Origin of the sequence: Streptomyces liliiviolaceus (assembly GCF_018070025.1) — a bacterium.
Taxonomy (GTDB): Bacteria; Actinomycetota; Actinomycetes; order Streptomycetales; family Streptomycetaceae; genus Streptomyces; species Streptomyces liliiviolaceus.
Window position 1 is genome coordinate 1,870,764 of record NZ_JAGPYQ010000001.1, and the last position, 11,953, is coordinate 1,882,716.

The window sequence follows — 11,953 nt, forward strand, 5'->3', positions numbered from 1 at the left end:
ACCCAGGTCCACGGCCACGTCCACGCCCAGATCCACGTCCACGCCCGCCTCCGGGGCGTCGGTCCCTTTGCCCGGGGCCCTGTCCGGAGCTTCCGCCGCCGCGGGACCCGGCCGGCTGCGCTTCGGGCTGCTCGGGCCGACCGTCGTGTACGGCGCCGACGGCACAGCCCGGCCGGTCAGCAGCGCCAAGGGGCGCACCCTGCTCACCGCCCTGCTCCTCGAACCGGGACGGGTCGTCTCCGTGCACGCGCTCAAGGACGCGTTGTGGGGCGGGTCCCCGCCCGCGTCCGCGCACGCCTCGCTGCAGAATCACGTGACCCGTCTGCGACGGCTCCTGGACGACCCGGACCGTCTGCGGTCGGTGGGCCATGGCTATCAACTGCGCATATCGGAAGACGAGTTGGACGTCGGGCTCTTCGAGGCCCGGGTCGTGGCCGCCCGCGCGGCGCACGCGCGGCGCGACTGGGGGAGGGCTTCGGCCGAGGCCGTGGCGGCGCTCGCGCTGTGGCGCGGCACCCCGCTGGACGGCTGGTGCCCGGAGGCCGGCGGGATCGCCCTCGTCCAACGGCTGGAGGAGGCGCGGCTGTTCGCCCTGGAGTGCCGTTACGACGCCGAACTGGAGCTCGGCCAGGTAGCGGCCGAACGGGGTGTGCGACTCTCCGGGCTCGCTCCCGAATTGGCCGCGCTGGTGGCCGAGTTCCCACTGCGTGAAGCGTTCCACCGGCAGTTGATGCTGGTTCTGTACCGGACCGGCCGCCAGGCGGAGGCGTTGGCCGTCCACCGCGATCTGCGCGGCAGGCTCGTGCGCGAACTCGGCGTGGAGCCGGGGAACGCGGTACGGGAGGCCCATCTGGAGATCCTGCGGGAGCCGGCGGGCGCGCCCACGGAAGCGGGGGCCGCGGTGACCGTCACCCACCGCCGGGCGCGAACCGCCGAACGGGCCGTCGTTGAACGAACCGCCGTCGAACGGGCCGTCGCCGAGCGAGCCGCTGTCGAGCGGGTCGCCGTCGAGTCCGGCTCCCGGGGGACCGCCGCGCCCCTCAGACCTGCCACCACCACGATCCTGGCGGAAACGTTCGCCATGGCTCCGGGTCCGGGTCTGGCCACGGGTCTGGCCACGGCTCCGGCTCTGGCTCCGGCTATCCCCGCGCAAGCCTCTCGGACCTCCTCCTCCGCCACCGCCGCCGCCGTTCCGAAGCCCGCCCAACTTCCGCCCGTACCGGTCCACTTCACCGGACGTGACGCAGCCATCCAGGCGCTGCGCACCGCGCTCCTCCCGGCAGACCCCGCCGCCCCGGCCAGCCCGGTCGACCCGGCAGGCACGGCAAGCCCGTTCGGGGACGGCCGCCCCCGGATCGCCGTCGTCAGCGGTATGGCGGGGGTCGGGAAGAGCGCGCTGGGCGTCCGGGTGGCGCACGGGCTGCGGTCGGAGTTCCCCGACGGCCAGCTGTACGTACGCCTGCACGGGGCGACCCCGGGCGTGCCGCCGCTCACCCCCGGGCAGGCCCTCGCCGCACTGCTCCGCGACCTCGGCGTGGAACCGCGAGGCGTGCCCGAACACCCGGACGCGGCAAGCGCGTTGCTGCGCTCCCTGCTGGCACCCACCCGCACCCTGCTCGTGCTGGACGACGTCGCGAACGCCGCCCAGGTCCGCCACCTGCTGCCCGCGGGTCCCGGGTGCGCGGTGATCGTCACCAGCCGTTCGCCCCTGACCGCGCTGGACGGCGCGACGCGCTTTCCGCTCGCGCCGCTCTCCGACGAGGAGAGCGCCGAACTGCTGCGCGCCGTCTCCGGGCGGGACGGCCTCGACGGCACGCACCCGCTCGTCGGCCTCACCGGACGGCTGCCCCTCGCCCTGCGGATCGTCGCCGCGCGCCTGGCCGCCCGGCACGTCCTCACCCCGGACGCGCTGGCCGGTCAACTGGCCGCCAGCGACGAACGGTTGCACCATCTGGAGTACGACGACCTGAGCGTGCGCCGCTCGCTCGCGGTCGCCCTCGACGCACTGCGCGCCTCGGACCGCGAACCCGACCGGGACGCCGCCCTCGCCCTGCGCCGGATCGGCGCGCTCGACCTGCCGACGTACGGGATTCCGCTGCTCGCCCGGCTGCTGGGCACCGGCGAACGGCGCGCGGAGGCCGCCCTCGACCGCCTTGTCGATGTCGCCCTCCTCGACGAGAGCACGTACGGCCGCTACGCCCCCCACGACCTCGTACGGGATTTCGCCCGCGAGGTCGCCGATCCCGCAGGCCCGGATCCCGGTTCCACCGACATCGCCCTGCGTTGGTACATCGCCTCCGCCCGCCAGTGCGCGCTGGCCCTGACGCCCTCCGGTGCCGACCGGGACAACCGGCTCGGTACGACCGTCGCCGAGCGGGAGCGCGTGGCCGAGCGGGAGCGCGTGGCCGCCGACGCGGACGGGGATCCGCCCCCGCCGTTCGGCTCGGCCGCCGAGGCCGTGGCCTGGGGGGACCGGGAGGTGGCGAACGTCGTCGCGCTCGTCGAGGGACGCGCCGCCGTCTCCCCGCTCGTACCCGTCCTCGTCCGCACCCTCTTCCCGTATCTGCAGCGCCGCGGCCGGCTGCGCGAGCTGGCGGCGCTCGGGCGGCGGGCGCTGGACGTGGCGCGGCGTCTCGGTGACGACGCCGCCGAGGCGATCGCGCTCTCCGACCTGGCGGGACTGCACTTCATGCAGGGCCGGGCGGGCGAGGCGCTGGTCCTGACCGACCAGGCGCTCGCGCGCTGGCGCGGTCTCGGCGTCCTGCCGCGTGTCCAGCGCTGTCTGAACAACCGTGGACTGCTGCTCGAAAGCCTGGGCCGGTACGCCGAGTCCGAGACCGCCCTGCGGGAGAGCCTCGAACTGGCCCGGCAGGCGGACGACGCGGACGGTGAGGCCGTCGTCTACAGCAACCTCGGCAACCTGTACGAGCACAGCGATCCGCGCGCCGCCATCGAGTGGCACGAGAGGAGCCTCGCGCTCGGGGAGGTCATGGGCGACTCGCGGGTCCGCGAGTCCGGGCACTGCAACATCGGGTACGCCCACCTCACACTCGGCGAACCCGCCGGTGCGCTGGAGCACTTCGACCGTGCCCTGAGCATCTCGGACGGGGTCGATTGGCAGAGCGGTGCGCAGACCCGGCTGGGTCTGGTGCGTGCCCTGCGCGACCTCGACCGCTCGGAGCGGGCCGCCCGGGAGTGCGCCCTGCTGCTGGAGCGGGCCGAGCGGCGCGCCGACCGCTACACCGCGGGCCTCGCCCGGCACCAGCAGGGACTGCTCCTGCGGTCGGCGGGCCGCACCGAGGAGGCGTACGAGCAGTGGGAACGGGCCCTCGCCGACCTCGACGGCACCGACAGCCCGGTGGTCGAGGAACTGAGGGACCTGCTCCTGAGCCGCATCGGCTGATCACCATGGATCGGGTGCGTGCCGCTCGTGTGCACAGCATGTGCGCGCCGCTCGTTACGCGCAGCACGTGCGCGCCACCCGGCGTGCGCAGCCCGTACGCGCCGCCCGGTGTGCTCGCCCGGCGTACTCACTTCGCGTCCGCGTAGCACTTCACCACCGCCGTGGTGAACGGGAATCGCACCGGCGTCCGACCGAACGTCAGCCGTCCCGCCTCCTCCGCCGCCTCCCGGATGGCCTCGACCACCGCGTCGGCCTCCTCCTCCGGGCAGTGCACCATCACCTCGTCGTGCTGGAAGAAGACCAGCTCGGCCGCCATGTCCCGGCAGGTGCGCCGGAGCCCGGCGAGCACGAGAAGGGTCCAGTCGGCGGCACTGCCCTGCACCACGAAGTTACGGGCGAAGCGGCCCCGCGCCCGGGAGTTGCTGGACGCGTAACCGGGCACCCAGTCCTGGGCGCCCCCCGGCTCGGCCCCCTCGCCCGGACCGCCGACCTGTTCGCCGGCCTCCTCGCTGTCCGGGATCCCCGCCTCCTCGCCCGAGGAGTCCGATCCCGCCGCCGGTGGGCAGGTGCGGCCGAGCCAGGTCCGTACGAGCCGGCCCTCCTCGCCCGCGCGGGCCGCGTCGTCCACGTACGCCACCGCCTTGGGGAAGCGGCGGCGCAGCAGCGCGAGGTTCTTGAGGCCGTCGCCGGACGTCTGGCCGTAGATCGCGCCGAGGACGGCGAGCTTCGCCTGGGCGCGGTCGCCGGAGAAGGCCCGGTCGGAGACGGACTGGTAGAGGTCGCTCTCGCGGCCCGCCACCTCCATCAGACCGGGGTCGCGGGAGATCGCGGCCAGTACGCGCGGCTCCATCTGGTCGGCGTCCGCCACGACGAGCCGCCAGCCGGGGTCGGCGACCGCGGCCCTGCGTATGACCTTGGGGATCTGCAGCGCGCCGCCGCCGTTGGTCACCCAGCGGCCGGTGACGGTGCCGCCCGCCTGGTACTCCGGTCTGAACCGCCCGTCCCGCACCCAGTCCTGGAGCCACGACCAGCCGTGGGCGACCCAGATCCGGTACAGCTTCTTGTACTCGATCAGTGGCTTCACGGCCGGATGGTCGATGGACTCGATCTCCCAGCGCCGCGTGGACCTCACCTTGATCCCGGCCTGCGCGAACGCCTTGACGACGTCCGCGGGCAGGTCGGGCCGGACCCGGCGGCCGAACGCGGCCGACACCTCCTCCGTCAGCTCGGCCAGCCGCCGTGGCTCGCCCCCGCCCGCGTACCGCTCGCCGAGCAGTTCGTGCAGGACCTCCCGGTGTACGTCGGTGCTCCACGGCAGCCCTGTCTCGTTCATCTCGGTCGCCACGAGCGTGCCCGCCGACTCGGAGGCCGTGAGCAGCCGCATCCGCTCGGGCCGCGCGGTCGCGTCGTGTCTGCGCTGCTGGTCCCCGTACACCTCGATGAGCTGGGCCAGCGGTACGTGGACGGGGCGCGGCTCGAAGAGGGAGGACTGCGAGCCGGGCTCCGCCGAACGCTGCGGAGGATCGGGCGGTACGGGGCCGCCGTGCAGCCTGGCCAGGGCGGCGGCGGCCGAACGGGGTTCGCCGAGCCGTCCCTCGTGGCCGAGCAGGAGGCTCTCGGCGGCCTCCAGGTCGTAACACCGCTCCACCCGGACGCCCTCGGCGCGCAGCCGTGGGTAGACCTCCGCCGTCGCCCGCCACACCCAGCGGGTGACGTCCGGACGGGAGCGTACGGACTCGGCCAGGTCCGGCTCCCGCAGGAGCGGTCCGGCGGGCAGCCCGTCGGGGCCGAGGGGGGCGAGCTCGGCGCCGCCGTCCTCGGCCGGCGCGAGAGCCCACCGTCCGGTCATGACGCGAGTCTCGCAGGAGGGTCTGACAATCCGGCCTCAGCGGCCTCGTCGGGTGCGGGTGCGGGTGCGGGTGCGTGGGGGTGGACCGCGCAGTTCCCCGCGCCCCCGGGAGGGCGGTGACCAGGGCCTACTGGAGGGGCTTCTTCAGCTCTTCCAGCGACTTCGCGATGTCCGCCTCGGTCGCCGTCTTGGTGATGCCGAGTCCGCTCAGCAGGCCCGTACCGGCCTCGTGCTCCAGGAGGGCGAGCAGGATGTGCTCCGTACCGATGTAGTTGTGGCCCAGGCGCAGGGCCTCGCGGAAGGTGAGTTCGAGGACCTTCTTGGCGCCGGCGTCGAAGGGGACGAGTGCGGGCATGGTCTCCGCGCGCGGCGGGAGACCGGCGCTCGCGGCCTCGCGTACGGCGTCCAGGGTGACGCCCTGCGCGGTGATCGCCTTCGCCCCGAGCCCCTCCGGTTCGCCGACCAGGCCGAGGACCAGGTGCTCGGTGCGAATCTGGTCGTTCTCGGCGTTCCTGGCCTCTTCCTGCGAGGTCACCACGATGTTCCTGGCGCGTGGCGTGTAGCGGCTGAAGCCCTGGCTCGGGTCGAGGTCCGACTCGGCCTTCGGTACGAACCGTTTCTGGGCCGCCTGCCGGGTGACCCCCATGCTCCTGCCGATGTCCGTCCAGGAGGCGCCCGAACGCCGGGCCTGGTCCACGAAGTGGCCGATCAGATGGTCGGCCACGTCGCCGAGGTGGTCCGCGGCGATCACCGCGTCCTGGAGCTGGTCGAGGGCGTCTTCGTGAACCTTCTTGATGGCCTCGATGAGGTCGTCGAGGCGTACGGAGGTGGTGGCACGTGGATTCGTGGTCATGTGTCAACCGTAGGTTGACGGTGTGGGGGTGTCAACCTCGCGTTGACAGTGCATTCCGGGCCACCCTGATCCGCCCCGATCCGATCCGCCCCGGTCCGTTCGGCTACTTAGGGGATGCCACGAGCAGGCGTACGGCCAGGCCCGTGAACACCGTGCCGCTGAAGACGTTGAGCGCCCGGGCGACCCGGCGGCTGCGCCGCAGCAGGTCGGAGAGGCGGCCGGAGAGCAGTCCTACGGAGGCGTCGAAAACGAAGCCCATGACCACGATGGTGACGCCGAGGACGAAGAACTGGCCCATCACATGGCCGAGTCCGGGGTTCACGAACTGCGGCAGGAACGCCACGTTGAAGAGGATCACCTTGGGGTTGAGCAGGTTGGTGACCGCCCCCTGCCAGAAGGCCCGCCGCCGGCCCGGACCGACGGCGGCACCCTCCTCGACCGGCACCGAGCGGTCCCGGAAGGCCTTGACCGCGAGGTACAAGAGGTAGGCCGCACCGGCCCAGCGCAGTACGTGGTACAGCGTCGGCAGCGCCGTGAACAGGGCGGACAGGCCCAACATCGCGGCGACCGAGTGCACGAGCATCGCCGTGGCGACGCCCGCCGCGGCCATCACGCCCGTGACCGGTCCGCCCCGGCCCCCCATCGCCACGATGAACATCATGTCGGGGCCGGGGCTCACCATGAGCGCGAGCGCGGTGACCAGGAACGCTGCGTACAGAGAGGTGTCGACCATGGGGGCATGCTCGGGCCCGCCGGTCGACGGGTCGAGCGATTTTCACCCGCTGAGACGGCCGGGCCGGCGTCGGGGCCCGGGGCGGATCTCCGGGCCGGTCGACCGTCGCCCCTGCCATGGCACGATCGACGCATGAGTAGTACGTCCTCCACGGTGGAGCGCGCCTTCGCGGCCGCGCTCTACGCCGACTCCGACGCGGCCCTCGACACCGGTGCCTCCCTGCTCGCCGCCGACCCCGCCTCCGACGCCGAACTCGCCCGTCGTGGCGAGGAGTTCGTCGCGGCGGCCTGGCGGCGCGGCTGGCAGCCAGCGGACGTCGTACGGATCGTGCGGCGCGAGCTGGACGACGTGCACGAACGCCTCGCGGCGCGACTGGTCCTCGCCGAGGCCGACCGGGACCGTACGCCCCGGGCTCCGCGCTGGACGGCGCAACTGGAAGAGCTGAAGCGTTCCGACGGCTCCGACCGCCCGGACCGCCCGGACCGTTTCCGGTACGCGACCGCGGCTCTGGAGCTGTACCGGCTGCTGCTGCGGCTCCCCACCTTGGAGCCGCTGGACGCACACGTACCCCACGCACCCCGTTCGCCCCGTTCGCCCCGTGCGTCCCGTGCATCCGAGGGCTCCGCCGTTCCACGGGTCACCCGCATGCTCACCCGTATCCGCGCGCTCCTCGCCAAGGCGGAGGCGACCGGGTTCCCGGAGGAGGCGGAGGCGCTGAGCGCCAAAGCGCAGGAGCTGATGGCGCGGCACAGCATCGACGAGGCGCTGCTCGCGGCGCGTACGCACGCCAAGGACGCGCCCGGCGCCTGCCGGATCGGCGTCGATCCGCCGTACGAGACCGCCAAGGCCGTCCTCCTCGACGCGGTGGCCGGGGCGAACCGCTGCCGCGCGGTGTGGAACGAGGCCTTCGGCTTCTCCACCGTCGTCGGCTTCGAACCGGACCTGGAGGCGGTCGAACTCCTCCACACCTCGCTCCTCGTGCAGGCCACGGCCGCGATGACGAAGGCGGAGGCGGCCCAGCGCGCGGGCGGCAGGAAGCGTACGAAGTCCTTCCGGCAGTCGTTCCTCGCCGCGTACGCGCATCGCATCGGCGACCGGCTGGCCGACGCGGCCGAGGGCCAGGTGGCCGCCACGGCGGGGGAGTCGCTGCCGGTCCTCGCGGCGCGCGACGTCGCGGTCACGGACGAGACGGAACGCATGTTCCCGGACACGGTCACGACCCGGCTGCGCGGGATATCCGACGAGGCCGGCTGGCATGAGGGAGCGGCAGCAGCGGACCGAGCCCAGGTCGGCCCCCACAAACGACTGCACTCCCCCTGACCCTCGCCCCGTCCCCGACGGGCCGCCGGCCCGACCCCGACGCTGAGTCCCCACCTCGTCAGCGGCGCGAGGAACGGCGCGCCCAACCCCCACCGGCCGGCAGGCGAACCACAACGCTCACCCCCACCCCGTCAGGGGCGCGGGGAACTGCGCGCCCAGCCCCCACCGCCCCGCGGACGCACCACGACGCTCACCCTCACCCCGTCAGGGGCGCGGGGAACGGCGCGCCCAGCCCCCACCGGCCGGCAGACGAACCGCAACGCTCACCCCCGCCCCGTCAGGGGCGCGGGGAACGGCGCGCCCAGCCCCCACCGGCCGGCAGGCGAACCGCGACGCTCAGTCCCCCGTCCGCTGCAGCGGAGTGACGGACGCGTCCGGCTCGCTCCCGCCCGCGCCGCGGAGCGCCACCTCGCCGTACTTCCAGGCGAAGGACAGCTCCCCCTCGGCCCCCGGCAGAGCGAACTTCGCGGTCGTCACCGCGGCGGCCTTCCCGGCGTCCCCCGCGGGCCCGCGGACGTACGTGATCGTGAAGCCGACCGTCTCGTCCTTCTTCACCGTCAGCTTCTCCGGCTCCGCGGCCTTCTCCTGCGCGACGGACAGGGCGGTGCCGCCGGCGTCCAGGCCGACGGTCGGGAAGCCCTTGAGCGTGCAGTCGGCTCCGGAGCCGTTCGTGAGGCTGACGGAGACGGTCCCGGTGTCGCCCGCGGCCGGGGCCTCGCTGGCGACGACCTCCTGGCTCAGCTCGCCGGCCGCGCAGGCGGACGAGGAAGAGTCCTTCCCGGACCCGCTGGATTTGTCGTCACCGCCGCCACCGTCGTCGCCACCGCAGGCGGTCAGGGTCAGGGCGAGCGTCGCCGCGAGAGCGGTGACGGCGATCGGCAGGGTGCGCATGGATGTCCTCTGGCCTCAGGGTCGTACGGCTGATGCTGGTACTGCTCAACGTGATGGTGACGTGATGGTGCTGCGGAGTGATGACGGTATCCGTAGATCATCATGGATCCTCCGCCTCTGTGGCCCCTCCCGTACGCTGGCGCAGTGAGCTGGCGACGAGCGCTTAAGGACACCGCGCGCTCGGGGCTCGCCGTGGAGAAGACACGGCTCGAACCTCTCGTCGCGGTGCGCGGAGCGGTGGGGCTCGCGATCGTGATCGCGGTCAGCCTGTGGGCCTTCGGCCCGGCCGCCGCCGCGAGTTCGGCGTTCGGCGCGTTCCAGGCGGCGATCGCCACGTTCCAGCGCAGCTGGCGCCCCCGCCCCGAACTGGCCCTCGCCTCCGGTACGAGCCTCGCCGTCTCCACCTTCCTCGGCTATCTGACGATCTCCCGGGAACCGCTGTTCCTCGCCCTGCTGGTGGTCTGGACGTTCGCCGCGGGGATGAGTTGGGCCGCGGGCCCGACCATCGGCCTGATCGCCTCCTCGAACGTGGCGATCATGCTCGTGACGGTCACCCTGCCGACCTCCGTGGCCCAGGCCGCGGGCCACGCCGCCATGATGATCGTGGGCGGTGTCGTCCAGGCCGCGCTGATCGTGCTCTTCCCCGTACGCCGCTGGGGCGCCCACCGTGACGCGCTCGCCGACGCCCTGGCCGCCGAGGCGGACTACGCGCGGCGGCTGCGCCACGACCCCGTCGCGTCCTTCGACCCGCTGCCCCTGATGGAGGCCCGCAACGCCGCCGCCGTCACACCCCGCCAGGCCCGCCGCCGCCCCGCCGAACTGCACGGCGCCCGTGGCATCGCCGAACGCATCCGCCCGGTACTCGCCTCGCTGGCCGACCCGGCGATGGGCGTACCGGCGGAGGGGCACGCCCGCGACCGCGTCCGTGAACTGCTCGCCGCCGCCGGCGCCATCCTCGACGTGGCCGCCCACTCGATCCGCCGGGGCGAGCCCGTCACCGTGCCGGGCGCGGCCCTGGCGACCTTCCGCACCCCGGACACCGGGAGCATCCTCACCGGCCGCCCCTATCGCGCGGCGTCCCGCCTCAACACCCTCCTCCAGGACGTGCTGGAGACGGCGGGCGGCAGCACACCGAAGGGCACCGACCGGACCCCGCTCGTCGGCATCGCCCCGGCCGCCCCGTCCCACCGCCCCGGCAGCCGCAGCCGCCCCACCCTGCTCGCCCTGATCCCCACCGCGCTCAGGGCCATGCGCAAGGAACTCCGCAGGGGCTCCCCGATCACCCGGCACGCCACGCGGGTGTCCGCGGTCGCCGCCGCCGGATACGTACTCGGCACCGCGCTGCCCCTCGGTCACGGTTACTGGGCCCCGCTGACCTCGGTCATGGTCATGCGCCCGGACTTCTCCCAGACGTACAGCAGGGCCGTCGCGCGGCTCGGCGGCACCGTCGTCGGCGTGGCCGTCGCCACGGCGGTGGTGCGGCTCGCCGACCCGGGCACGTACCTCTCCGGCGCCCTCGCCGTGGTGAGCGCCGCGCTCATGTATCTGCTGATGCGGACGGGCCAGTTCGCCGCCCAGGGCTGCATCGCCGCGTACGTCGTCTTCCTGCTCGGCATGGGCGGCGAACAGTGGACGCAGACCGTGCCCGAACGCGTCCTGCTCACCCTGCTCGGCGGACTGCTGGCGATGATCGCGTACGCCGTCTACCCGGCGTGGGAGACCCCGCGGCTGCGCACCCGCCTCGCGGACTGGCTGGCCACGCAGGGCCGTTACGCGGCCATGGTCTTCGACGCCTACGCCGATCCGGCCCTGCGGAACGCCCCGGACGTCCGTGAGGCCCTGCTCACCGCGCGCACCGCCCGCGCGGCCTGGCACACGGCCGTGGCCCGCGCCACCGCCGAGCCGGTCCGCCACCGCGGCCTCTCGCGGACCGCCGCCGACGACGCCGAGGACGCGCTCGCCCAGCTGGGCCGCGTGGCCATGCTTCTGGAAGCCCATCTTCCGGATCGCGGCGCGACCCCGGTCCCGGCGGCCGCCGGACTCGCCGAGGCCCTGCGCGAGTCCACTCGGCAGGGGGCGAAGGGCATCCGGGAGCGCCGGGTGCCGGACTGGGAGGCGGTACGGGCCGCCGTGGCGGCCTGGGAGACGGAGCCGCCGGACGGGGAGGAAGCCCTGCTCGTCCCGGCGCGGCTCGTCCTCGACGCGCTGACCGAGCTCTCCGAGGCGCTCGACACCGCCGTGCCGCCCATGACGCTCGACGGGACGTCGGCGGTCGCGGAGCCGGTCACGAAGACCGGCACGGGGACGGGCGGTGTCAGGAGCCCAGGCTCGCCGTAGGCAGTCCGGGCGGCAGGCCCTCGCCCTCGGACCTGGTGTACGTCTCCGAGCCGAAGCCGTCCCAGGTGACCTTCAGGGTGGTGGAGTCGACGGAGTCCACCATGCCCTCGGAGCGGTCCTTGTTCCCGTCCGTGCACTTCAGGGTGATCATGCGCATGTCCGAGGTCTCGGCCGCGGTGCCGCTGCAGATGGAACCGCTCGTCGAGAACAGGCCCGCCTGCTTGCCGGTGATCACCAGGGCCACTGCCTTGCCGCCCTTGGTGGTCAGCCAGTTGCCGTCCAGGTCGCCGGCTTCGGCGGTGCCGGTGTCCGCGGACGCGGTAGGTTCGGCGCTGGCCGTGGACGAGGAATCCTTGTCACCACCACCATCACCGCCATCGCCGTCGCTGCTGCAGCCCGTCGTCAGGGCGAGCGCGACCGCCAGCCCTGCGGCTGCGGCCGCGATGCGCGCGTGCTTGCGCGTACGCGGGAAGGTCGCCGAAGTCACTGAGGCCTCCAGGGGTCTGGCGGGGCGGGACGGGTCCAACCGCTGCAAGTTACCAGCAGTAGGCGCGAGCCTGCGGGGCG

The 11,953-nt window shown here is 73.8% G+C and carries 8 protein-coding genes; 3 read left to right on the top strand and 5 right to left on the bottom strand.

Annotation, left to right across the window (positions count from 1 at the left end):
• The first annotated feature begins 79 nt into the window (after window positions 1–79).
• Window positions 80–3,403 carry an AfsR/SARP family transcriptional regulator gene (locus tag J8N05_RS08220; RefSeq protein WP_456339982.1) on the top strand — a complete coding sequence of 1,108 codons (3,324 nt, stop codon included), beginning with the start codon at window positions 80–82 and terminating at the stop codon, window positions 3,401–3,403.
• A gap of 127 nt (window positions 3,404–3,530) precedes the next feature.
• Here the strand turns inward: J8N05_RS08220 and J8N05_RS08225 are convergent, their stop codons facing one another.
• From J8N05_RS08225 to J8N05_RS08235, 3 genes are all read right to left on the bottom strand, one after another.
• Window positions 3,531–5,252 (bottom strand): bifunctional 3'-5' exonuclease/DNA polymerase, encoded by a 1,722-nt coding sequence (locus tag J8N05_RS08225; protein WP_210881782.1) that lies wholly within the window; start codon window positions 5,250–5,252, stop codon window positions 3,531–3,533.
• Between the two features lie 127 nt (window positions 5,253–5,379).
• Entirely contained in the window at window positions 5,380–6,105 is a 726-nt protein-coding gene (locus tag J8N05_RS08230; protein ID WP_210881783.1) for a Clp protease N-terminal domain-containing protein, read from the bottom strand.
• Between the two features lie 103 nt (window positions 6,106–6,208).
• Window positions 6,209–6,838, bottom strand: a complete 630-nt coding sequence (locus J8N05_RS08235; protein ID WP_210881784.1) for a LysE family translocator — start codon at window positions 6,836–6,838, stop codon at window positions 6,209–6,211.
• Between the two features lie 132 nt (window positions 6,839–6,970).
• Between J8N05_RS08235 and J8N05_RS08240 the strand changes: the two genes are divergently transcribed.
• A complete protein-coding gene (locus J8N05_RS08240) occupies window positions 6,971–8,158 on the top strand; it encodes a DUF2786 domain-containing protein (protein ID WP_210881785.1) in 1,188 nt (395 codons plus the stop codon).
• Window positions 8,159–8,494: 336 nt separating this feature from the next.
• On the opposite strand, the gene J8N05_RS08245 is transcribed toward J8N05_RS08240, so the two are convergent.
• The gene (locus tag J8N05_RS08245; RefSeq protein WP_210881786.1) at window positions 8,495–9,049 is read right to left on the bottom strand and encodes a DUF4232 domain-containing protein; all 555 of its coding nucleotides are present in this window, start codon (window positions 9,047–9,049) and stop codon (window positions 8,495–8,497) included.
• A 144-nt stretch (window positions 9,050–9,193) separates the two neighbouring features.
• Here J8N05_RS08245 and J8N05_RS08250 point away from each other — a divergent pair, with 144 nt between their 5' ends.
• A complete protein-coding gene (locus J8N05_RS08250) occupies window positions 9,194–11,386 on the top strand; it encodes an FUSC family protein (protein WP_210881787.1) in 2,193 nt (730 codons plus the stop codon).
• Here J8N05_RS08250 and J8N05_RS08255 read toward each other — a convergent pair.
• Window positions 11,364–11,873 (bottom strand): hypothetical protein, encoded by a 510-nt coding sequence (locus J8N05_RS08255; RefSeq protein ID WP_210881788.1) that lies wholly within the window; start codon window positions 11,871–11,873, stop codon window positions 11,364–11,366. The genes J8N05_RS08250 and J8N05_RS08255 overlap by 23 nt on opposite strands.
• Window positions 11,874–11,953 lie beyond the last annotated feature (80 nt).

Excerpts from the sequence above, each read along its gene's own strand:
- J8N05_RS08225 (WP_210881782.1), bottom strand. The coding sequence starts at position 5,252 with ATGACCGGACGGTGGGCTCTCGCGCCGGCCGAGGACGGCGGCGCCGAG.
- J8N05_RS08230 (WP_210881783.1), bottom strand. The coding sequence starts at position 6,105 with ATGACCACGAATCCACGTGCCACCACCTCCGTACGCCTCGACGACCTC.
- J8N05_RS08240 (WP_210881785.1), top strand. The coding sequence starts at position 6,971 with ATGAGTAGTACGTCCTCCACGGTGGAGCGCGCCTTCGCGGCCGCGCTC.
- J8N05_RS08245 (WP_210881786.1), bottom strand. The coding sequence starts at position 9,049 with ATGCGCACCCTGCCGATCGCCGTCACCGCTCTCGCGGCGACGCTCGCC.
- J8N05_RS08235 (WP_210881784.1), bottom strand. The coding sequence starts at position 6,838 with ATGGTCGACACCTCTCTGTACGCAGCGTTCCTGGTCACCGCGCTCGCG.